Origin of the sequence: Nostoc sp. (assembly GCF_036917465.1) — a bacterium.
Lineage (GTDB): Bacteria > Cyanobacteriota > Cyanobacteriia > Cyanobacteriales > Nostocaceae > Nostoc.
Genome location: NZ_JBALDL010000086.1, coordinates 73081 through 95009 on the forward strand (window position 1 = coordinate 73081; position 21929 = coordinate 95009).

The 21929-nt window shown below is 42.1% G+C and carries 23 protein-coding genes and 1 pseudogene; 13 read left to right on the forward strand and 11 right to left on the reverse strand.

All coding sequences use genetic code 11. The features are described from left to right. Positions 1-25 precede the first annotated feature (25 nt). On the reverse strand, positions 26-628 hold the full coding sequence (locus tag V7K38_RS21450; RefSeq protein ID WP_334860445.1) for a molybdenum cofactor guanylyltransferase: 603 nt from the start codon (positions 626-628) through the stop codon (positions 26-28). A gap of 100 nt (positions 629-728) precedes the next feature. Between V7K38_RS21450 and V7K38_RS21455 the strand changes: the two genes are divergently transcribed. After that, positions 729-959 carry a hypothetical protein gene (locus tag V7K38_RS21455; RefSeq protein ID WP_334860446.1) on the forward strand — a complete coding sequence of 77 codons (231 nt, stop codon included), beginning with the start codon at positions 729-731 and terminating at the stop codon, positions 957-959. A 61-nt stretch (positions 960-1020) separates the two neighbouring features. Here the strand turns inward: V7K38_RS21455 and V7K38_RS21460 are convergent, their stop codons facing one another. The 3 genes from V7K38_RS21460 to V7K38_RS21470 form a co-directional block, all read right to left on the reverse strand. Next, on the reverse strand, positions 1021-1362 hold the full coding sequence (locus tag V7K38_RS21460; protein WP_334860447.1) for a hypothetical protein: 342 nt from the start codon (positions 1360-1362) through the stop codon (positions 1021-1023). Positions 1363-1437: 75 nt separating this feature from the next. After that, positions 1438-3495: a thioredoxin domain-containing protein gene (locus tag V7K38_RS21465; RefSeq protein WP_334860448.1), complete on the reverse strand. Its 2058-nt coding sequence runs from the start codon at positions 3493-3495 to the stop codon at positions 1438-1440. A gap of 170 nt (positions 3496-3665) precedes the next feature. After that, positions 3666-3821: a hypothetical protein gene (locus tag V7K38_RS21470; protein WP_334860449.1), complete on the reverse strand. Its 156-nt coding sequence runs from the start codon at positions 3819-3821 to the stop codon at positions 3666-3668. A gap of 472 nt (positions 3822-4293) precedes the next feature. On the opposite strand from V7K38_RS21470, the gene clpP reads away from it, so the two are divergent. Beyond that, positions 4294-4902 carry an ATP-dependent Clp endopeptidase proteolytic subunit ClpP gene (gene clpP / locus V7K38_RS21475; protein ID WP_094329041.1) on the forward strand — a complete coding sequence of 203 codons (609 nt, stop codon included), beginning with the start codon at positions 4294-4296 and terminating at the stop codon, positions 4900-4902. Between the two features lie 39 nt (positions 4903-4941). Here clpP and V7K38_RS21480 read toward each other — a convergent pair. From V7K38_RS21480 to V7K38_RS21490, 3 genes and pseudogenes are all read right to left on the reverse strand, one after another. Next, positions 4942-5134 (reverse strand): annotated as a pseudogene (locus tag V7K38_RS21480) (hypothetical protein); the annotation flags it as partial. Positions 5135-5232: 98 nt separating this feature from the next. Beyond that, on the reverse strand, positions 5233-5931 hold the full coding sequence (locus V7K38_RS21485) for a hypothetical protein (RefSeq protein WP_334860450.1): 699 nt from the start codon (positions 5929-5931) through the stop codon (positions 5233-5235). Positions 5932-6013: 82 nt separating this feature from the next. Continuing rightward, entirely contained in the window at positions 6014-6898 is an 885-nt protein-coding gene (locus tag V7K38_RS21490; RefSeq protein ID WP_334860451.1) for a hypothetical protein, read from the reverse strand. A 1022-nt stretch (positions 6899-7920) separates the two neighbouring features. Here V7K38_RS21490 and V7K38_RS21495 point away from each other — a divergent pair. The 3 genes from V7K38_RS21495 to V7K38_RS21505 all read left to right on the forward strand — a co-directional run bounded on the left by V7K38_RS21495 (position 7921) and on the right by V7K38_RS21505 (position 11785). Continuing rightward, positions 7921-10275 carry a ribonuclease R family protein gene (locus tag V7K38_RS21495; protein WP_334860452.1) on the forward strand — a complete coding sequence of 785 codons (2355 nt, stop codon included), beginning with the start codon at positions 7921-7923 and terminating at the stop codon, positions 10273-10275. 17 nt (positions 10276-10292) lie between these two features. After that, positions 10293-10913 (forward strand): flavin prenyltransferase UbiX, encoded by a 621-nt coding sequence (locus V7K38_RS21500; RefSeq protein ID WP_334860453.1) that lies wholly within the window; start codon positions 10293-10295, stop codon positions 10911-10913. Between the two features lie 173 nt (positions 10914-11086). Then, positions 11087-11785 (forward strand): LapA family protein, encoded by a 699-nt coding sequence (locus V7K38_RS21505; RefSeq protein WP_334860454.1) that lies wholly within the window; start codon positions 11087-11089, stop codon positions 11783-11785. Positions 11786-11804: 19 nt separating this feature from the next. Here V7K38_RS21505 and V7K38_RS21510 read toward each other — a convergent pair whose 3' ends face one another. Then, positions 11805-11999: a hypothetical protein gene (locus V7K38_RS21510; protein WP_012412449.1), complete on the reverse strand. Its 195-nt coding sequence runs from the start codon at positions 11997-11999 to the stop codon at positions 11805-11807. On the opposite strand from V7K38_RS21510, the gene V7K38_RS21515 reads away from it, so the two are divergent. Next, a complete protein-coding gene (locus V7K38_RS21515; protein ID WP_334860455.1) occupies positions 11998-12174 on the forward strand; it encodes a hypothetical protein in 177 nt (58 codons plus the stop codon). The two genes, V7K38_RS21510 and V7K38_RS21515, sit on opposite strands and share 2 nt — an antisense overlap. 713 nt (positions 12175-12887) lie before the next feature. Beyond that, a complete protein-coding gene (locus V7K38_RS21520; RefSeq protein ID WP_334860671.1) occupies positions 12888-13433 on the forward strand; it encodes a shikimate kinase in 546 nt (181 codons plus the stop codon). Between the two features lie 16 nt (positions 13434-13449). Here V7K38_RS21520 and V7K38_RS21525 read toward each other — a convergent pair whose 3' ends face one another. Further along, entirely contained in the window at positions 13450-14052 is a 603-nt protein-coding gene (locus V7K38_RS21525) for a Uma2 family endonuclease (protein ID WP_334860456.1), read from the reverse strand. A gap of 175 nt (positions 14053-14227) precedes the next feature. On the opposite strand from V7K38_RS21525, the gene argB reads away from it, so the two are divergent. From argB to V7K38_RS21550, 5 genes are all read left to right on the forward strand, one after another. Further along, positions 14228-15124: an acetylglutamate kinase gene (gene argB, locus V7K38_RS21530; protein ID WP_334860457.1), complete on the forward strand. Its 897-nt coding sequence runs from the start codon at positions 14228-14230 to the stop codon at positions 15122-15124. A 304-nt stretch (positions 15125-15428) separates the two neighbouring features. Continuing rightward, on the forward strand, positions 15429-15971 hold the full coding sequence (locus tag V7K38_RS21535) for a hypothetical protein (protein ID WP_334860458.1): 543 nt from the start codon (positions 15429-15431) through the stop codon (positions 15969-15971). Positions 15972-16179: 208 nt separating this feature from the next. Continuing rightward, positions 16180-17067 carry a DUF3153 domain-containing protein gene (locus V7K38_RS21540; RefSeq protein WP_334860459.1) on the forward strand — a complete coding sequence of 296 codons (888 nt, stop codon included), beginning with the start codon at positions 16180-16182 and terminating at the stop codon, positions 17065-17067. 186 nt (positions 17068-17253) lie between these two features. After that, positions 17254-18150, forward strand: a complete 897-nt coding sequence (locus V7K38_RS21545) for an SPFH domain-containing protein (RefSeq protein WP_334860460.1) — start codon at positions 17254-17256, stop codon at positions 18148-18150. Positions 18151-18268: 118 nt separating this feature from the next. After that, positions 18269-18661 carry a nuclease A inhibitor family protein gene (locus V7K38_RS21550; RefSeq protein WP_334860461.1) on the forward strand — a complete coding sequence of 131 codons (393 nt, stop codon included), beginning with the start codon at positions 18269-18271 and terminating at the stop codon, positions 18659-18661. Positions 18662-18930: 269 nt separating this feature from the next. On the opposite strand, the gene V7K38_RS21555 is transcribed toward V7K38_RS21550, so the two are convergent. Beyond that, positions 18931-19770 carry a DNA/RNA non-specific endonuclease gene (locus V7K38_RS21555; protein ID WP_334860462.1) on the reverse strand — a complete coding sequence of 280 codons (840 nt, stop codon included), beginning with the start codon at positions 19768-19770 and terminating at the stop codon, positions 18931-18933. 378 nt (positions 19771-20148) lie between these two features. Between V7K38_RS21555 and V7K38_RS21560 the strand changes: the two genes are divergently transcribed. Beyond that, positions 20149-20334 carry a DDE transposase family protein gene (locus V7K38_RS21560; protein WP_334860463.1) on the forward strand — a complete coding sequence of 62 codons (186 nt, stop codon included), beginning with the start codon at positions 20149-20151 and terminating at the stop codon, positions 20332-20334. Between the two features lie 103 nt (positions 20335-20437). Here the strand turns inward: V7K38_RS21560 and ctpC are convergent, their stop codons facing one another. After that, on the reverse strand, positions 20438-21721 hold the full coding sequence (gene ctpC, locus V7K38_RS21565; protein WP_334860464.1) for a carboxyl-terminal processing protease CtpC: 1284 nt from the start codon (positions 21719-21721) through the stop codon (positions 20438-20440). Positions 21722-21929 lie beyond the last annotated feature (208 nt).

Below are 21929 nucleotides of genomic sequence, written 5' to 3' on the forward strand. Positions count from 1 at the left end.
GGATTTAATTCTGTACCTTCTCCAATTAACTTAAAGCCAAGTCCTCGGGTGTATTACAGTTAAACAGCATTTCGGGTTCTGCTAAAGGCAAAATTTCTACCGGATATTGCCGCAGCCACTGCTGAAACGATCGCCCCCCTTGGTTGATAAACTCTAAAAGTTGGGGCAAACAGCGACGGCGATAGAAACCACACAGAGGTTCCCAGCCTTTAGGATGATCGGCTAAAGCTGCGATCGCATTCTCCCCAACCCCATCAAGTTTAGTTACCCAATCTTCCAACACCTCAACCCGCAACCTCGGCAAATCGCAAGCCAGCAACAACACCCATTCTGTCTGCACTTCGACTAGCCCTTGGGCAAAACCAACTAATGGCCCATGAGCGACAGATTCTCCAGATAAAGGTACTTCTCGGATAAATTGACAACCAGACAAAAACAAATCTTGATAGCGTTCTGGCCAAGGAGTGATTATATAAACTGTATCAGCACAGCTTTGAGCGATCGCACAAACTCGCTGTAACAACGGTATTCCTTCAATGGGAATCAAGGCTTTATCCTTACCCATGCGAGAACTCTTACCGCCGGCTAATACAATGGCGGTTAATTTGCTACACGAGTTAATAGTCATTCGTCAAAAAAATAGAGGATAAAAAACGAGTCAGAAGTCAAACTAGATTAACCCCTGATGCTGAAAGTAAAATAGATTTATCTTCTACTGAAACCCCATCATGGTTATCCAAGAACTCGAACAACAACTTCTTCAACTTCCCCCCAACGATAAACTGTACATCATTCAACTCCTTGCCCAAAGTCTGACCACAGACAACAAAAATACCCACCCAGATCAACCAAGCAAACTCTCAGAGTTTTTCCGTCAATCCCCCCTGGTTGAATTCACCGAAGAACTCGACCTTAGTCGAGATCGCAGCCTTAAGAGCGATGGCTTTACTATTAATTAATGTTAGTTTTGTTTCCCTCGATTCAACCTGCGAATCGATGTAATTCTACTTGAAAGTCTTATCAAGCTCCAACCATAGCGGAAACATGAATCCCATTTGGGGTTAAAAATATTACATTTGGATCATAAGATGTTTCTTGTTTCTTGAAGCCTCCAACCTGTATTAGGGTGGTGTCTCCGCTCAAAAATCTAATATTAAGTCCTCGATTCTCCGTCGAGTACGTGATGTCAACATTGAGAACTTCACCATTTGGCAGCCTTACTGGGGCTAGATGAATACCAAGGACATTTTGAGCTTCAGAAAGAGGATCTGGATTTACGTTCAGTAGAGGCTTCAGTTCAATTTCGTAGAGGCTTTTCCATTGCCCCGACAAATCTTCTCCGTACTGCAAATACAACTTCATTTGATCTTCCTAATATTAATGTATTGTCCCTCACTATCTAATTGGTATTTCCCCATGCCCAATCCCTGTTAAAAATCATCCCCTATTCTGACTTTTCTCCACTTGCTCCAATAAATGCTCTACACTCTCAGCTGGTGCAAGACACTTCAAACCTTGGCAAACTAACCCAACGCTTCCCTCTGGTAAATCAGACGTTATGGCAAACACAGATGCTGGTAGAAACTTGGGGATCAGCGAATTTATTTGCTCAGTGGTGCTGCGAATCAAAGTAGAATTACGATACCAATCCAATGCTGTAAATAAGCTAGGACAAGCTTGTGGAGAGCGATGCATCACACTTTTAAAAGCTTTCAAACCAAGTTCAGCTAAATCCAAATAATCTAGATTGTCGGTGAGTAAAGCCAGACGCACAAGATTAGCGATCGCAATTCCATTCGCTGAAGGTGTCGCATTATCAACGTAACTCCGCTCTCTAACAATTAAATATTGACTAGAATCGCTTGATGTGTTATTGTAGCCACCTAATTCCACACTCCAGAGAAATTCGTTAAATTCATCTTGGATAGCGATCGCTTTTTCTAACCATTGTTTATGCTCAGGGTTGGAAGCTTGTAAATCTAGCAAAGCTTTAATAAACAAAGCGTAATCTTCAGATTGAGCTAAAACAGTTGGTTCGCCTTGATAGTTGAGTCGCTGAAAACGCCCATTCACAAACTGATTTTCTAGGATAAAATTCGCCGCTCGTGCTGCTAATTCCAGATATGATGGTTCTTGGAAAACGCCAGCAGCCTTAGCCAACCCGGAAATCATCAAACTATTCCAGGCGACAATCATCTTCGTATCTGTCACCGAGGGAATGCGACCTGGCCAGTTAGTGGTTTTTGCTTCCTGATTATTACGAGCCGGAGGAAAAGTTTCTAGTGACTCAGAATTAACGCCATATCGAACAATAAACAGCTTACTCAGTGCTGTTTCTAGCGTTGCACTCAGTTTGCCTGAATTCCTTCTTTGTAAAACATTACTTCCTTCAAAGTTACCGTTAGGGGTAACAGCAAATTCTTCTTGCAATTCCGTTAATTCTTTAGGTGTTAACAGTTGCTGTACTTCGCTGTAACTCCAAACATAAAAAGCTCCTTCTTCTGGTTCTACTGCCGTGGGATCAGTGAAGCTATCGGCATCTTGAGAAGCATAGAAGTAACCTTCGGTTGCGGTCATTTCCCGCTTTAGCCATTGTACAGTACCAGCAACGGCTCTTTCAAATGCTGGTTCTTGGACTCCTGCACTCCATAAATTTCCTAGATACTCGACAATTTGTCCATTGTCGTAGAGCATCTTTTCAAAATGCGGTACTGTCCAAGTCGGGTCAACAGTATAGCGATGAAAACCACCAGCTACATGGTCATAAATCCCACCCAGTGCTAAGTCTAGTCCTCGCTGGGTACAAACTTGCTTGCCATCATAGCGAGATTCAAAATTAAATCGAGTTCCCCGCAGCGCTAATTCTGTGTAGGGGATCATCGGAAATCTATTGCCAGATTGATTAGGAGTAATTACACCTGTACTGGTTTCCCAACCTTGGCGGAGTAATTCTCGGTCTTCAAGCTCAGTTGTTGTACCGTTTTGCAATACCGCAGACGTGAGCAGAGATTCAATAATTAAGGCTTTGCGTTGCTGTAATTCTGCTTTTTCTGTATCGTAATAACGGCGAAGCGCTTGTAACACCTGTAAAAATCCCGGACGACCATAGCGCGGGTCTACAGGAAAATAAGTACCAGCGTAAAACGGTACTAAATCTTCTGGAGAAAGAAAAATATTTAAAGGCCAACCCCCTTGACCGTTCATCATCTGCAAAGCTTGCATATAGATGCTATCGAGGTCAGGTCTTTCTTCCCTGTCTACTTTGATGGGAAGATAATTAGCATTCATGAAGTGGGCGATCGCAATATCAGAAAAAGCCTCGCCTTCCATGACAGTACACCAGTGGCAACTAGAATAGCCAATGGAGAGAAAAATCGGTTTATTTTGCGCTCTTGCAGTTGCAAGTGCTTCGTCACACCAAGACCACCAATCAATGGGGTTTTCGGCGTGTTTGCGGAGATAGAGGCTCTTAGCTTCAGCAAGGCGATTAGTCACGATCAAATCCAAATAGTTGCCTTCTTTGCTCAGTCTACCTTGTTCGCAAGAGCATTAGCCTCTACAGCTATGTAGATGTACAGCTAACCCTACGAACTAGTTAGCCCTTGGTTAGGAGGTAGTAGCATGTCATTGATATCGCCGACACCTGTATAAGTTGTGAAATATTTTTACTGAAAAGATCGCAATAGCAAACTAACAATACTTGGTGGTGTTTCTCGCACAGGTGATGCTGTCTTTGACTGAATTAAAGTATTTGGGCTAAGTCCTGCTATCAGGTGGAGCAACACGGTGATGATGGCGGCTTGTATAAGTTTTTCCAGCATGGCACGTCTCTTGTAAGTGGATAGCATTTTAATGAGGACTGGTTATTCTAAATACACCTCATACTATCGATTTACTGAATCTAACAAAATAACTTGATAATTACTGAGGAAAATCCTAAAAAATGTTTAAAATGTTACATAAATTAAGGCAATTCCCTAAGCAAGTTGGATTTCGGCTATCGGTTTAATGACTACATCACCAAAGTTGCCCAGCAAAGGCCGAGATTATGAGGTTGGCGATAATTTGGAGTTTTTCGATTTTTTTCGTTACATGGCATATTTTCTTAGACACCTTTTACGGCTAAAAAGTGCCATTAGAGGTTGAATCTATTGCAAAATCATCTTTTGTAGTCTTTTTCGGCAAACAAAAATGATAAAGGTTGAAATTATCTGCTTGAGAACAGTAGAGATAAACCCCAGTTTCGTGCTGTCACCGATAAAATGTATTTAAAGTAGCCACAAACACGCTTCCATGATTCCTATCGTTATTGAACAATCGGGTCGAGGTGAACGCGCCTTTGACATCTACTCACGGCTGTTACGTGAGCGCATCATCTTTTTGGGACAACAAGTTGACAACAACATTGCTAACTTGATTGTTGCCCAACTGCTGTATTTGGATGCTGAAGACCCGGAGAAGGACATTTATATGTACATCAATTCTCCCGGTGGTTCAGTGACGGCTGGTATGGGCATTTTCGACACTATGAAACATATTCGCCCTGATGTCTGTACAATTTGTACCGGATTGGCGGCGAGTATGGGCGCTTTCCTCCTCAGTGCTGGTGCTAAGGGTAAGCGGATGAGTTTACCCCATTCTCGGATTATGATTCATCAACCTCTCGGTGGCGCTCAAGGACAGGCGACTGATATTGAAATTCAGGCGCGGGAAATTTTGTACCATAAGAAGCGGCTAAATGACTATTTAGCCGACCATACAGGTCAACCAATTGAGCGCATTGCTGAAGATACCGAACGTGACTTTTTCATGTCACCAGAGGAAGCCAGGGAATACGGTTTGATTGACCAAGTGATTGACCGCCACGCCGCAGGTAGCCGTCCAGCAGTTGCTGTTGTTTAGTCAGTAGTCATTAGTCATTAGTCTCTTGCTAATGACTAATCAAAATCCCGCTAATGGGTCTGGCTGAGATTGAAGGTATTGGAGGAATTCGTGCAATTCCACATCGATCAGCAAAGTACGCGATCGCTTCCTGTAGGTTTATAATTAGATGTTCCCATCCCCGTCCCTGTTCTTGTGTCCAGCCTAAACGCTGCATTTCGACATCGGTCTTAGCCAATATCTGAGAAAAATCCTCAGAAGACATTCTAATAATTACCTTGCCTGATTCTTCTAAGTATGTAGAGAAATCTTGGAACTCTTCATATTCCGCATCAAAATCTGTGAAGGATTCTATTGTAGGAGAGATACAAGGTATTGGAAGAAGTCTAGTAATTCTACTTCTGTAAGCAAAGTAAGCGATCGCTTCTCATAGTTTTTTCTGAGATGCTCCCGTTCCTGTTCTCTTGTCCAGCGTAATCGCTCCGTTTCCACATTAATTTTGGCAATCAGAATTTCGTATAATGTTGGTGATGCCGATTGAGGTGCAAGGTATTGGAGGAAATCTAGTAATTCTAATTCGGTAAGTAAAGTAAGCGATCTCTCCCCATACTTTCTGAGATGCTCCCGTTCCTGTTCTCTTGTCCAGCGTAATCGCTGCATTTCCACATTAATTTTGGCAATCAGAATTTCTAATGGTGGTGTCGGTTGAGATATAACATATTGGAGGAAGTCGAATAATTCGACTTCTGTAAGCAAAGTAAGCGATCGCTTCTCATAGTTTTTTTTAAGATGTTCCTGTTCCTGGTCTGTTGTCCAGTCTAATCGCTGTATTTCCACATTAATTTTGGCAATCAGAATTTCGTGTAATGTTGGTGTTGGTTGAGATAGAAGGTAAAGATATTGGAGGAAGTCCAACAATTCTTTATATGCCAGCAAAGTACGCGATCGCTTCCCATAATTTCTTTTGAGATGCTCCCGTTCCTGTTCTCTTGTCCAGCCTAATTGCCGCATTTTGACATCTATTTGAGCAATTACTTCAGCAAAATTCACAGGTTTTATAGCTTCCTTACTGTTTCAATAGCCTACGTTATTAGTCATTAGTACTCACTAATGACTAATGACTAATGACAAATCAAAATCCTGCTATTGGGTCAGGCTGAGATTGTAAGTATTTGAGAAATCCGTGCAATTCTTCTTCAGTGAGCAAAGTACGCCCCCGTTTTCCGTAGGTTTCAATCAGATGCTCCCGTCCCTGTTCTGGTGTCCAGCTTAAACGCTGAAGTTCGACATCTGTTTTAGCAATGACATCTGATAAATCCACGGGTTCAGCTTTCTTCTTTCTCTTTCCTGTTACAGCCTGGATACCAACATCCTCTTGAGGGCTATAACTCCGAGGTGTAAATGGTGTGACATTATTAGCAGAAATTGGGGGAAATGTTTGATTTTCCACCTGGTTATCAAAGGTTATTTCTAATTTTTCAACTGGAGGATCAAATTCTAGCTCCTGGTCGGCAGTCACAGGAAAGTTTTGACCTAAATCCTGGCTATAGGTATCGCTTGGTAGGGACGAAGCACTACTGTACTCATACTGTTCGTTACTGGTTGTTGCTACTTCTGGTTTGATATTGCGGACTTTGGAAGGCGGTATAGATATTTCTTTATCGCTAACTGCTGGCCATTGACTACCAACAAAATCCCCATTTTTTGAAGAGGAATAAGTAGATTCACTCAATCCACCTTTGGTATTCAAGGAGGGATTTAGCTGTGCTGGAGAAATTGGATTTGAGGTAAATGCCACTGATTCGGGTGGGGCATTTGTGATACCCAAAACTATCAGCGCCCTAGTTCTGGCCTGGTCTTCTGCTGCTTCTACTGTTTCTGCTGCTGCCATACCCGTCGCACGGGTTACGCCTTCTATTTGCACGCTTGCTCGGACAATATATTTTCCTTGAAAAATTTGGACTAATTCAGAAATCAGACTGCCCTTGGGATACAAGCTCTGGAATTGAGCCAACATAATACTGCTACCAATCTAAAGGGGAATGGGGACTAGGGACTGGGGACTAGGGACTAGGGACTAGGAGTTCTCCAATGCCCAAAGCCCCATGCCCAATGCCCAGTCCCTTTTAAAGTGATATTCTTGCTTTGTCTCGTGTCCCAATTGTAGCAGTAGCTGTTTTTTGACGAAATTTTTGGCTAGTGCTAACTTATCTGAGTAGTCTTGCCTGCAATGCTATACTGATTACCCAACTAGATATCTAGAACTATTTTCTGGAAGTGCGCTCTAAATCTACAATAATGGAGATAAGGTTCACCCTCACTGCTTATTAAGCTGCTCACCTAATTGTTACCGATTCTACATGTGGGAAAATTGGGTTCACCGGCAGTTCCTCCTAGTTAAAATCAGATTCTAATGGCGTAAAATTACCTTCACTCTAGACAATCAAACACCTGTAGTTTCGACACCACTTGCTCCACTTGGTGAGGTAGCCCGGTCTTGTTGTCCCAACAAAGAGGGACTACCGAACCCGGAGGGGGAAACCTCTCTGAGCGCAGTGGTTCCCCTGCATAGCGCTTTTGGGTAGTATGGATTCTCTAAACCCAGCCTCTCAAAAACCCGTCGCGTAATTCACTAGCGGGGCTAAATCTTAAAATCAGGCGTACTTTCTTAGTTTGGTTAGGTGAAGAGACTTGAACGCAGGCGAATTCTGAGAGCATTAGGACTTACGCAAACCTACACGTGGTAGGTAGGAGCAATTGATGAATTGCCCAGGTTTCGGCTAAAGTTTTGCGTAAGTCCTGAGCATCTTGCAGTGAGAAGTTCGTAGACACCCAGAGTTGTCCGTGGGTGGGCTTCCTTTGCTCGGAACTGTGGGAGTAGTTTCCCGCTCTTGCTGGGTTAGCTTCCTTTCCTTAGAACTTAGGAAGCATTGCCTTGGGGCAATTCGTTTCCAGCTTGTTTCTGTAAGCCGTGAGGGTATACAGGAATGAACCAGATTAAACAACAAATGATTTTTTGACCAAAGGTCGGTTCACTGCATGGAATTTTCAATCGCTACACTCCTTGCCAATTTCACCGATGATAAATTGGTAGCTCGGAAGGTTTTAGAAAAGAAACTTGGCTGTGAAGATGAAAAAAGCTTACAAAAACTTCACATTGCCTTAGATGTTCTGGAAAAAATCGGTATTTTAGTGAAGGAACGGGGCAAGTACCGTCGTGTCTCAGAAGAGGGAATAATCGAGGCAAAACTCCGTTGTTCTAGTAAAGGCTTTTGCTTTGCTATTCAAGATGTGGAAGGAGCCGAGGATATTTACATCCGCGAAAGTCATTTGAGTAATGCTTGGAATGGCGATCGCGTTTTGGTAAGAGTTCTCAAAGAAGGCAGTCGCCGTCGCTCTCCTGAAGGGGAGGTAAAGCTGATTTTAGAACGTTCTAACCACACATTACTGGCACGAATTAAGCAGGTGGAAGCTGGTTTTAGGGCTGTGCCTTTAGACGATCGATTGCTGTTTGAACTCAAGATCCAACCTAACGAGGCAAAGTTAGAAGAAGCGATCGATCACCTTGTTCATGTGGAAGTTTTGCGTTACCCATTGGCACAATATCCTCCCCTTGGTCGAGTGGTACAAATCCTCGGTAGCGATGCTGAAGCCGCTGCTGATATAGATTTAGTTACGTGCAAACACGACCTTTCCCGGACTTTTCCGGATCATGTTTTAGAAGCCGCAGCCAAGTTGCCTAAAAAGCTACTCAAAGCAGACCTGAAAAATCGGCTGGATTTGCGTAATTTGTTTACTCTCACTATTGAAGGGGTAAATGGTGATACCAAAGTTATAGAAAACGCTTTTAGTTTAGAAAAAAACTTAGCCGGAAATTGGCTTTTGGGCGTTCATATCACCGATGTTTCTCACTATGTCCAACCTGATGAAGCCCTAGATAGAGAAGCGCTCAAACGGGGCAAATCAGTGTATCTGGGAGAGTTGGTGTTACCCATTTTGCCCCCAGTTGTGGCAGAACGCTGTTCTTTAGTACCTGGGAGCGATCGCTTAACTATCTCTTTTTTAATTACAATTGATCCCCAATCGGGAGAAGTGTTGGAGTGGGAAATTCAACCCAGTGTAATTAACGTAGAGGCAGCACTGAGTACAGAACTTGCCCAAGCAATTCTTACAGGTGAAGCGCAAGATAAATCATCACAGGTTTCCCAAATCCTCCAAGACCTCCAAGCCTTGCAAACAGCCGTAAAACAGGTACGGTTGAATCGTGGTAGCCTTCAGTTGAATCTGCCGCCCAGCCAAAACGCCTATTATGATGAAGGGATTCTCGGCGCTGTGGTGGTGAATGATTTACTAGTGCGATCGCTACTCACGGAGTTGGTACTGTTAGTTAATCAACTGGTTGCAACTCACTTAAATGCTCTTGGTGTTCCCGCTATCTGGCGAGTCCAAGGCACACCCGATGTCGAAGATGTCCAGGAAATGCTGAAATTGGCAGTCAATTTAGGGGTTGAACTCACACTAGATCCAGAAGTCGATATCCAACCTTTAGATTATCAGCATTTGACCACAGCTTTTGCGGAATCTCCCTCTGAGCAAGTTCTGACTTACTTATTGCAAGATACCCTCAAGCCGTCGGCATACAGCACCACCAAAGGATCTCACTTTGGTCTGGCACTACCGCAATATGTTCACTTTAGCGCTCCCTTGCGGCGTTACCCAGATTTGTTGATGCAGAGAGTGTATTACAGCCTACTCGAAAACGGACGCGATCGCCGCAATACCCGTGTGAGAGAGCGCGTTAACCTGCGCCACTCCTCCAGCCACGAGGAAATTAACTGGAACGTTTTACCCCCAGAATTGCAGCAAGAACTGCAAAGCGATTTGACTAGGGTAATTGTCCAACTCAACGACCGAGAAAAACAAGTCCAAGAAGCTGAAGCCGATTTAGCCGGATTGCAAAAAGCCCAACTGATGAAGCAACGCATCGGTCAGGTATTTCAAGGTGTGATTACTGGCGTTCAATCCTACGGTTTCTTTGTAGAAATTGAAGTACCAGCCGCCGAGGTGGAATCCAGCAGTAATCCTGGTGTGCCTTTGAGGGTAGAAGGGTTGGTACACGTCAGTTCTCTCAAAGATGATTGGTATGAATATCGCGCTAGACAACAAGCACTGTTTGGTCGCAAAAATCGCGCTTCTTATAGACTAGGCGATCGCGTCGCCGTGCAAGTTAAGAGTGTCGATTACTACCGCCAGCAAATTGATTTGGTAACAGTTGGCAGCGATGGCGTACCCAAAGGTTTAAGTGGTAATGGTTCCAATGACGAGCTTTCAGACCTCTACTTACCAAATGATATTGAGCCTGATGACCTAGATCCTTACTCTGAGGATGAGTAAAATAAACTAAATTTCACGTGTCAAATAACACTAAGCCTCTCATTGTAGGCGTATCGGGCGCATCTGGTCTGATTTACGCTGTTCGCGCGATCAAATTTTTGCTCGAAGCGGATTATAGTATTGAATTGGTTGCCTCTAAATCTACTTACATGGTTTGGCAGTCAGAACAGGAAATTCGGATGCCACCAGAACCAACCGCACAAGAGCAATTTTGGCGAGAGCAAGCTGGAGTTGCCCTTTCGGGTAAACTCCGCTGCCATCCTTGGGGTGATGTTGGAGCCGGGATTGCCAGTGGTTCCTTTGCTACTCTGGGGATGATAATTATTCCATGCAGCATGAGTACAGTGGCAAAGCTAGCCGTTGGCTTGAGTTCCGATTTACTAGAACGAGCAGCAGATGTCCAACTCAAAGAAGGGCGAAAATTGGTTATTGTTCCTCGTGAAACACCTTTTAGCCTCATCCACCTGCGTAACTTAACCTCTTTAGCTGAAGTTGGAGTGAGAATTGTCCCCGCTATTCCCGCCTGGTATCATAATCCCCAAACCATTGAGGATTTAGTTGATTTTGTAGTTGCCCGTGCTTTAGATCAACTAGATATTGACTGCATTCCAATTCAGAGGTGGGAAGGTCGTCACTAACGCCCTCGGTGGACTCATCAGAAATTTCACAATAGTCCTAAAAAGGTAATGATAGAGATGGCTGATAGTGTCAGTAGTCAGTGAACAGTAATTAGTGAAGAGTAATCAGACTGATGACTGACAACTGACCACTGACAACTAATCACTGACAACTGACAACTGACAAAATTGTTATGGCTGTAATTCGCTTAATTCTATTGGTGGCGTTACTGGGAGGACTAACGCTGTTGTTAGTTCAAAATTGGTCGCCTGTCCTATCGCTAGTATTTTTGGGCGTGCGAACTCAACCATTACCACTAGCGATATGGATTTTGTTCAGTATTACCATAGGTGCTTTCACGTCTGTATTCATTGCTACCTTGTTTAACTTATCCAATTATTTTGTAGCAGAACCACGCCAAACTCCTGAACGCCGAAATACAACTTCGCCTCGTGCAAAGACAACCCAAAGAGAAGAATCTACATCTCGCCCTAGCAGTCCTCCACCACCAGCTAGTAAAAAAGAAGAGTCTGCTAGTGATGAATTTGATGATTGGGAGACAAATAGCAGTAGAGATGATGATTGGAACTTTGATGAAAAGTCAGAAGCAGCGCCTAAAGCTAATCCTCAAGCTCAACCTGCTAGAGACTCTAAAACTTACGAACGTCAATCAGAAGCTAAAAGCAGTTCTCAGTCTGGTTCAGTTTACTCCTACAGCTACCGTGAGCCTAAAAATACGGCTGCGGGAAAATCTGAATCGGTTTACGATGCCGATTACCGCGTAATTATTCCCCCTTATCAGCCGCCGACTACCAATCAAGCCGATGATGATGATTGGGAATTTTTTGATGATGAGGATTTTGAGGATGATGATAAACCCTCCCGTCGGTGAGATGTAGCGTGTTACGTCTCTACTTGATGCCACACCGCTCTCTAGACTCCTGCTTGACCTTACCAGTCATAGCAGCTTCTTGCAAAGCCATGAAAGCATTAAAATCTTCCAAGTCATATCGGGTAGTCAACAATTGTCGTAGTTGATTTTCAGCTTCCACTGTCAGATAGCCAGTTGCTAAAGCTTTTTGTACTACGTCACGAATTCGATTCATGGTTGACGCCTCATTCATCTTATATTTATTCATTCAGGCTTATTGGGGTGAAATATACAGTAGTTTTTGTGTCAAAACTTTGAATTTACAACGCTTTCTTGAGCGATCGCACGATATAAGTCATGATTTACACCTCTATCGAAAACATTTAATTGAAAGAACTGGTTATAACTAGATTTTTAGACTAATGATGCCGTGCTATTAAAAACACAGTATTGTGTATACTTAAAATTACCCACCAAAGTAAAAATTCGGATATTTAGATAGACAGGAATTGTTTCGATAAAGTTTCAAACAAGCTATATTAATTTTTTCGTTAAGCATCGCGATTAATATACGGCAATTACCAGGTTACATCAGGATATTTGCTACATCCCTTAAAAGTTCATCGTTGATTCTTTATAGTAATTTCACAGAATAATTGTTAAATCTGTATGAATCCACTTTTATTTCTGAATTAATTTAGCTATCAAAGGCAACAGGCAACGGAAAAAAGGCTCTTTTTGTTGTACTGAGTTTTTTGAAAAATCAAATATTATAATATTGCTTGAGTTATTTTAAATACATTAACAACAGCAGTTAATTGCTTTTAAATAGAAGATGAATTTGTAGAAACTAAAAACAATCGAAAGTTATAAAAGTTACAGGTAAATTTGATATCGATAAAGGAAAAGCTTTAACCCTCGTTGAAAATAAATTTATCGGAGGTTTTTTTGTAGTTATATTTCTGCGGTAATTACTAATGTCAGTGTTCAAAGCTGTAGCGAATCAAGTGCATTGGTGCAGCCAAACCCAGGTATCGCTTGAATACGCACGTATGAGTAGTTGAGTTTATAATTGGAAACTGTGACTCAGAACTCAGAACTAATAATTGGAGCGAAGCAACTGGTGAGCAGCTTATTACAGGGAGTAAACCTGTACTTAATTGGCATGATGGGCGTTGGTAAGACGACAGTAGGGTGCTTACTCGCAAAGCATTTGGGTTATGGGTTTGTGGATACCGATGATGTCATTACCCAAGCAACAGGTAAATCTATCAATCAGTTATTTGCAGAAGTTGGTGAAGCTGAGTTTCGCCAGGTAGAAAGTGACGTGCTTTCACAAGTTTGTGCTTTTACAAAATTGACGATCGCAACCGGTGGGGGTATTGTATTACGGCGAGAAAATTGGGGTTACTTGCACCACGGTTTGATAGTGTGGCTAGATGTGCCAGTTGAACTACTTTACAGCCGTTTAGCTGAGGATACCACCAGACCACTCTTGCAAGATGCTGACCTCAAGGGTAAATTGCGATCGCTCCTCGAACAACGAACACCACTTTACTCTCAAGCCGATTTGCACATCACCGTCCAAGAGGGAGAAGCACCTGAAGATATTGCCAACAGAATAATTGAGGTAATTCCTAGCGTTCTCAAACCACAAGTCTCTCATTAGGTTAGGAACACTCAAATTACCAAATTTTGGTCATCCGTAGGATAAATCCCGGTAATTCTGGATTACCACTAACTGCTTCGGGATTTTCCAAAATCTCAACTTCTCGATTAGGACGGTAAATGTAGACTTTTCGATTCTGCCGATCAATTAACCAGCCTAGTGATGCACCGTTATCGATGTACTCCTGCATTTTCTCTTGTAATTTTATCAGGCGGTCGCTAGAGGAGCGTAACTCAATCACAAAGCTAGGACAAATTGGCGCAAATGAAGCTTTTTGTGCATCTGTTAAAACATCCCAACGCCCCAGTTCAATCCAAGAAGCATCAGGGGAACGCATTGCTCCATTGGCTAGTGTAAACCCTGTACTGGAGTCAAAGCCTATGCCAGTGCCATCTTGTTCAGTCCAAGACCCAAGCTGTGCAGCAATGTTAAAGTTACGGTTGCCCGTATCTGAAAAAGCTGGTGGCATAATGATCACTTCCCCATTGGCAGTACGCTCGATTCGCAAATCTCCATTGGCTTGGCAAAATTCGTAGAACTGCTCATTTGTCATCTGCACAAGCGAGGGGAAATTTACCGTTAGGGGTGTGCTTTCAGTTTGAATTAGCAGCGTGGTCATTTTCATTCCCTAGCTTCAGCCGAATGATTTTAATTTTAGAGGTTTGAAAGAGCGATCGCTTGCTTATTCTGTCAGGCAAGTGGGAATAGTTAATTTGTAGAGTGAGACATTGTTACAGGTTACAAAGTCTTCTACACTTACTGAAATAGGTTTTAACTCTCAACGGCGGCTCCTCATGACGGTCAACGATTCTGAATACATCAGACAAACTGAAGCCACTCGTGTACGTGTACTAAGCGAAGCACTACCTTATATTCAACAATTTGCCGGTCGCACTGTTGTTGTCAAATATGGTGGCGCAGCGATGAAAGATAGCGCACTCAAAGACAAAGTTATGCGCGACATTGTATTCTTATCCTGCGTTGGCTTGCGTCCCATAGTAGTACACGGCGGTGGCCCAGAAATTAACAGTTGGTTAGATAAGCTGGGCATCGAACCACAATTTAAAAATGGTCTACGAGTCACTGATGCCGCCACAATGGATGTGGTGGAAATGGTTTTAGTTGGTCGAGTTAACAAAGAAATTGTCGCGCTAATTAACCAAGCGGGGGGATTGGCTGTAGGACTTTGCGGTAAAGACGGTAATCTATTTACAGCCCGTCCCCAAGGTCAAGAAGACATCGGTTTCGTGGGGGAAGTCAGTAATGTTAACATCAAGATTTTGGACACCCTCGCTAGCAATGGCTATATTCCGGTAGTATCTAGCGTTGCCGCAGATGAGACAGGGCAAGCTTATAACATTAATGCCGATACTGTAGCTGGAGAAATCGCTGCGGCACTAGGAGCAGAAAAGTTAATTTTACTGACGGATACTAGTGGAATTTTAAAAGATTACAAAGACCAATCTACTTTGATTCCGAAAGTAGATATCCGCGAAGCCCGCGAGTTGATTGTCAATGGTATAGTTAGCGGTGGGATGATTCCCAAAGTTAATTGTTGTGTGCGATCGCTTGCTCAAGGAGTCCGTGCAGCACACATCATTGATGGTCGCATTCCCCACGCCTTATTACTAGAAATCTTTACTGACGTTGGAATTGGGACGATGATTCTCGGTTCTCAGTTTACCTCTTGATGCTTATGGAGCATGGGGAATTGGGCATTATTGATTCCCCTTCTTTCCACTTCGCGTTGTAGCGGGAGCATTCTCTCGGAGTTCAGGTAATGAAAACATGCGTAGGTGCAAAGCAGCTTGTCATCAGACATTGATCCTCACTAATTTGATACCGGAGTTTTTAATACAGTACTTACGCAAAAGTTTAGCCAAAACCATTATTTTTTTAGGAATTTATTTGCTTTCAAATTATCAGCCTTTGAAAAGATTCCAAAAAGGTTGCTGCATTGGCAAAATTAAAATAGTGCTAATTTTTATATAAGACGTGAGTGCAGAAAGTTTAGAAATTGCTAAAACCTTCTATCAGACGGGGAAAATTGCCTTTGAAAATGGGCGATACCGCGAAGCCGTAGAAAATTTAGAAAAGGCCAGCGCCCTAATAGCTCGTAATTCTCGCTTTGGGGGTGAAGTAGAAATTTCTCTGGTGACAGCTTATGAAGCGGCTGGACGCACGGATGATGCGATCGCTCTTTGCGAAAGACTCAAACGCCATCCCTATATTGAAACCAGCAAACAAGCCCGACAGATGGTTTACATCTTAAAAGCACCAAAGCTGAAAAGACCTAGTGAATGGATGACTCAAATCCCCGATTTGGACACATTACCAGATAATGAACTCAAAATTTCTGTGACTGCTAAACCTACTAAATCTTCTGTCCAGCAGAAGCCTAAAGCCACAGAGCCAGAATTTGTTGACCTCAGTCAGGTCAATACAAGGGATAATCGCTTTATCTGGGTGGCGCTAATTGCTATTGGTTTAACCATTTCGTACTTAGTTTGGTTGAATTTTTCAGGAACCCCTGGCTGATACCACTTTTGGATTTTGGATTTGAGATTTAAGATTCTTTTGGTTAATGCCTCAATCCTTGCGGGTGAGACATGAACCAAAATTCAAAATTTAAAATCTTCGACCTTGATCCGTTTATCGGTAAGGGCAATTCAAAACCCAAGTTGCGCTGGAAGCGTACCAAAGGTGCGACCTAAAATTTAAAATCTGTTGACTTTTGGGGAAATTTATGGTTTCAAATTCTTCAATTTTGGGAAAGATTTTCTGGTGGTTAATTAGACCATTTAGTTTTGTCTTGTCACTAAATGGTCGAAACCAAATTAACCGCAACTTCCCGATGCGAAATTTTATTTTGTGGCTAGTGCTGTTAACATCACTGTTACTGACTGGCTGTGTTAAGTACGATATGGGGCTTAACTTTGACAATTCAAACAGTGGCGAACTAGTACAGCATATAAAATTGGGAGAGCGGCTAACCAGTTTTAGCGGTGATTCTGTGTACGAATGGTTGAACAGCATAGAACGCCGCGCCCGTCAATTAGAAGGTAAAACGCAGCGAGTTTCCCAAGAAGAAATCATCGTCACAATTCCCTTTAGTAGTGGTAGGGAATTGCAAGAGAAGTTTAACGAGTTTTTTAATTCCGGGGGAAATCAACCCTCTGAATCTGTGCAGAGCAAATCTGACTCAGAACTGCCGAAAATTGAATCAAACGTCCTCTTAGAGCAGAATTATTTTTTACTTTTAGTCCGAAATCGGTTAATTTATGATTTGGATTTGCGATCGCTCTCCCTAATTGCCAGCAGAGGTAATGTTCTGGCTAATGCTGGTTCAATTCTCGACTTGGAATTTAGCTTGAAGACTCCTTGGGGAGCTAAAAACATTCAACTAACTGAAACTGCTATTGAACCAGAAAAAAATGGTAATCAACTGGTGTGGAGACTCCAACCTGGGCAACTTAACCATATAGAAGCGGTTTTCTGGCTTCCCAGTCCCCTTGGTATTGGTGCATTGTTAATTACCCTGTTTGTCTGGGGAGGATTGTATTTGAGATACAATTTCATGCCAGATCCCAGAATTCAGTTTCTTCCCAAAGCAGCAGCTATCCAAGAACACTAGACTATATCATCTGTTCGATATTGCCAGTTAAGGGATTTCCAAGAAACAAATTATCTAATCTTGTGGGGTGGGCATCTTGCCCGCCCTAGCTGTGCAAATTAAATACACGACAGCTTATTAGTTTCATAAAAGCGTCTGGGAGTTATGTGATTAAGCATACACGTCTTAACCACAAACACAAAACTCATGGGCTTTATATTCTCTCTTTTAACCAGCCTGATTGCAGTTCTCGTTTATCTGAATACAGGTAAGATATCTGGCGAAAGATCGCGTTTAGCAGTACGCGCTATTACAATATTGATTGGCATTATTGCAGTCTTTAATTCGATCTCCAGACTTTTGGTAATTGTACCACCAGGCAATGTCGGTATCGTCAACTTTTTTGGTCAAGTTGACGACAATACCCTTGCTCCTGGTGTCCACTTGGTAAATCCCTTTAATAAGGTGCTGAATTTTTCCACTCGCCTTAAAGATGTCAAAGAAAACGTTGATGTAACATCTCAGGAAGGTTTGAGCCTAAATCTTGATATCAGTCTTCAATACAAACTAGATCCGCAAAAAGCTCCAACAGTATATAAAACGATTGGAACTGACGAAACCCAACTGGTAATTTCCAGATTCCGCTCTACTGTTCGCGCCATCACAGCCAATTACCCAGCTAGTGCTATATACTCTACCAAACGCCAAGAAATCGCTCAAAAAATAGACCAACAACTCACCCAGGAGATACCCACTTTAGGTTTCATCGTTGAAGAAGCTCTTTTACGAAACGTCAAAATGCCTAATGTTCTGCAAGCTGCAATTCAAAACAAACTCAAGGTAGAACAAGAAAATCAGCAGATGAAATTTGTTTTAGAAAAAGAGCGTCAAGAGGCAGAACGGAAGCGGATTGAAGCACAAGGCATTGCTGATTCCCAAAAAATTATCTCTAGTGGACTGACTAACCAAGTGCTACAACTACGAGCGATTGAAGCCACAGAAAAGCTAGCTCAATCTAATAATTCTAAAATTGTAATTATTGGTTCGGAAAAAGGCGGAGTACCTATCTTAATCCAGCCAGACACGGGAGCTTCAAAGCCATAAAATTTTCTGATTAGCGATCGCTAGAAATAGAATGAATAGTTAGTATATCTCTCTTTCGGCTTTCTACCTTGCTGCTGGCTGAATGATACAGTATAAGCGTTGCTAGAAACTGATGACTATGAGCGGCGAGATTGTCGAAAAACTGAAGGAAGCTAGTACTGGCTTGTTAATGATGAGCGAGTCTGATTACCCTTTTGAGGTTGTTCAATGGGAAGGTGCTGCACCTGCAACACAGGAGAAGATATTACAGCTAAGAGGTTCTCAAAACCTGCCAATCGAAGTAGTAGAGTTGGACTATCTTTTTCGTAATTGTGCATTTGAGCAAGAGTGGCACAATGAATTACAGAAACAAGATGTTAAAAAATTTCAAACACTTATTCAGACACTTAAAGATAATCTTAGTGACATCAAGGTTTATCGTGTTGGACAAATAAATATTGACGCTTATATCATCGGACAAACTAAAGACGGTGACTTAGCTGGAGTAGTTACAAAACTAGTTGAAACCTAGTAACAGGTTGAAAATTTCTTTAAACAAAAGCCTAGCTGCACAGATGGCTAGGCTTTCTCGTTATCAAAATCAGAATTCAGGAGTTAGAATTCAGTTGGATATTCTGTACTTCTAGCAGATAGCGTAACGTAAAACCTGCGGCATCGTAACTCTTAGAGCGAGTTCATGTACCCCTGTGGGTAGCAAGCTACCCACAGTATCTTGATTCTAACCAGAGGCGGAGTGTCTCCGACTCCGCTCCTGAATTCTGAATTCTTCTTCAACCCAACTTATAAAGTATCGACTTGTGCTTCTATTACAGACTGAATAGATGTTGAAACTTGTGAGAGAAAATCGTATCCAGTTAGGGATTCTAATGAATCAACGCTAACCCGATAGTTTTTCCAATTCGCTGTTCGCACGCCTTGGGCGTTAGGAATATTGACAGCAATGACTCTGGTGCTAGTTGTGACACCAGCAAGACCTGAACCAGGAGTATTCAATACAACAATAATTTTCCAGGTTCTGTTAGGCACTTGAACCCGTCCATTAGCTATTGTAGAGAACGTTCCGTTAGAACCATTACCGCCTATCCCATATCCACCAGATATGATATAGAGTTCTTTACCCTGTCCTACTAAAGTTCTGGCATAATCCTCTAAGTTTGCCCAAATTCCCTGATTGTTATCTGGAGCTTGAGCAATCATATTACTCATCAAAAAAGTGGCAGAATTATTAGTAACACTACTAGTCCTGTCAGCACTGGGTGTCATGTGACCGCGATCGAATCCACTTCCACTAAAATCGGTAGATTGAACTTGATAACAACCAGAAGGAAGTGTTGTATCAGCCCGAAAAGTATCTTGTCTCGGTGTGCTACCTAACCAACTATTATTCAACTGCCAAGACACCCAATTTGGTCTACCTATTCCGCAGTTGTAACCAATTACATATTGTGGTTTTACCAATAAGTAATTATTTTGGCTAGAAGTTCCAGCGTTGCTAGGGTTGCCAAGGGTTAAATGAACACTTACTGATGACTGGGCTGGTACAATCTGTGCTAACCCAATTATGAATAAAACCACCGTCACGAATGGCAGTAGAAACTTCAAAATCTTGATTTTTTTCACGTTTTTGCACTCTTGATTACAAAAACAGTGTCCAAGTTCTTCGCTTCAATATCAAGCATTCAGTGATACAAAAATAAAAAATTTTAGAATGCTAAATATGGAGTAATACAAAATCAGAAAATCTTTATTTGGCAAGAGTTAACAATAAAAAAAGTATATTTTTTGATGAGCGATCGCTCTCAAATTTTCATCTCTACGCATACCAATATTTATACATCTAATCAGTAATATAATTTTTTTTTAAGAAAAAATTATATTACTGAGATAAATTAAAAGTACTGAATTGACTTTTCCTTTGAGATATTTACGCACCTATGCGGAAATGCTTTTTTTATAGCGTAAAATTTTTACTGTAAAAACAAATTTTTTGTTTCAAGCATGGATGATTCACAAACTTGGTATATTGTCAAGCACTCTGCTGGAAACTGCGAAATTGTCACCAGCGACAAAGTTGGCGACGATAATTCCGAGATTATAGAACAGTGGGGCCCTTTTAGTTCGCAAGGAGAAGCGATCGCTCGGCGTGTCGGACTGATTAGGGCTGGAAAGTGCCAACCAGTTTAAGTTAGGAGTAGAGACGCGATTAATCGCGTCTCTACAGGAGTTAAAAATGATGGTTTTTATTCCTAACTCATGACCACTGACTCCTAACTTTATTCTTAAATCTTCATTTTTTTGCTGTGGGTGTGTCCTTAGCAGCAATTTTTTTACCTATAACTTCCACTGCTTTAGCGAATTGTGGATCTGCTAGAGTAGCGAGTTTATCGCGTTCATGGAGCCATAATTCCTGCATCTGCTCTTTGGTTAACTCTACCTTCACATCTGGATTAATACCTTTGTGATTAATATCTGTACCGTTGGGGGTATAGTAATGAGCAATTGTTACCGCTAATCCTGAGCCATCTTCTAAGGGACGTACTGATTGCACTAGTCCCTTACCAAAGGTTTGAGTACCAACCAAAGTAGCACGCTTGTTGTCTTTCAAAGCCCCTGAAAGAATTTCACTGGCACTAGCTGAACCTTTATCTACCAGCACCACCAAAGGTTTATCCGTCAAGGCGCGTCCGTTTGCCTCTTCTTTTTCTGCCTCTCCTTGGCGTTCAACGGTGGAGACAATCTTACCTTTATTTATCCACATCCGGGCAATGTCTACACTAGAGAACAGTAAGCCGCCGGGATTACCACGTAGATCCAAAATATATCCAGCTACCTTTTTGCTTTCTAAATCCTTGATAGCTGTTTGCATTTCTTTACCAGCATTGGCGCTGAACTGGTTCAGACGAATGTAGCCAAGATTACCTGCTGGAGTTTGCTTTTGGGAATATTTAACTGGATGAATTTCAATCCGCGCCCGTTTGATGTCAAATTGTTTTGTCTGACCGTCTCGCTGAATCGTTAAGCTGACTTGCGATCCTGCTTCACCCCGAATCAGGGATACTGCTTGATTAGTATCCATCCCCTTGGTGCTTTTGTTGTCGATTTTGAGGATAACATCTTTTGCCAAAACACCAGCTTTAAATGCTGGTGTGTCTTCAATTGGCGCAATTACAACAAGTTGCTTAGTTTTTTCATCTTGACTGATAGTGATGCCAATCCCTATCAATTCTCCAGAGGTATCCACTTGCATATTCTTGAATTCCTCTGGGTTCATAAACCGGGTGTATGGGTCATCCAGCTTTTTGAGCATTTCCCGAATGGACTTATACGCTTCTTGGGGATTACTGTAGGACTTGCTTAAGTACTCCTTACGAACAGCCTGCCAATCTACCTGATTAAAAGTACCGTCTACATATTGGCGCTGAACAATTTGCCAAACTTCATCTACTATTTGTTTGGGACTTGCTTTAAATAAAGCTTGACCTCGGGAATGAATGCCAAGGCTAGTAACTGCGATGGTGGAGAGTGTCACCGCCGTAGCACCCAAAACAAGCCTACTTTTTGTAATCACCATAATGACAGCTGCGTCAGAGGGAAAATAATATATAGTCAGTATGCTCAATCTAACACAGGCTTATACTGTAAAGACCGAGCATGTATCCTAATTTAAACAAAATACTTGACAATGCGGCGACATTGGTCGTCATCAATGCAAAAGTTTTAAGAATTGGGAATTGGGAATTGAGAATTGGGCAATAATTAATAGTTCTTCTCCCCCTGTT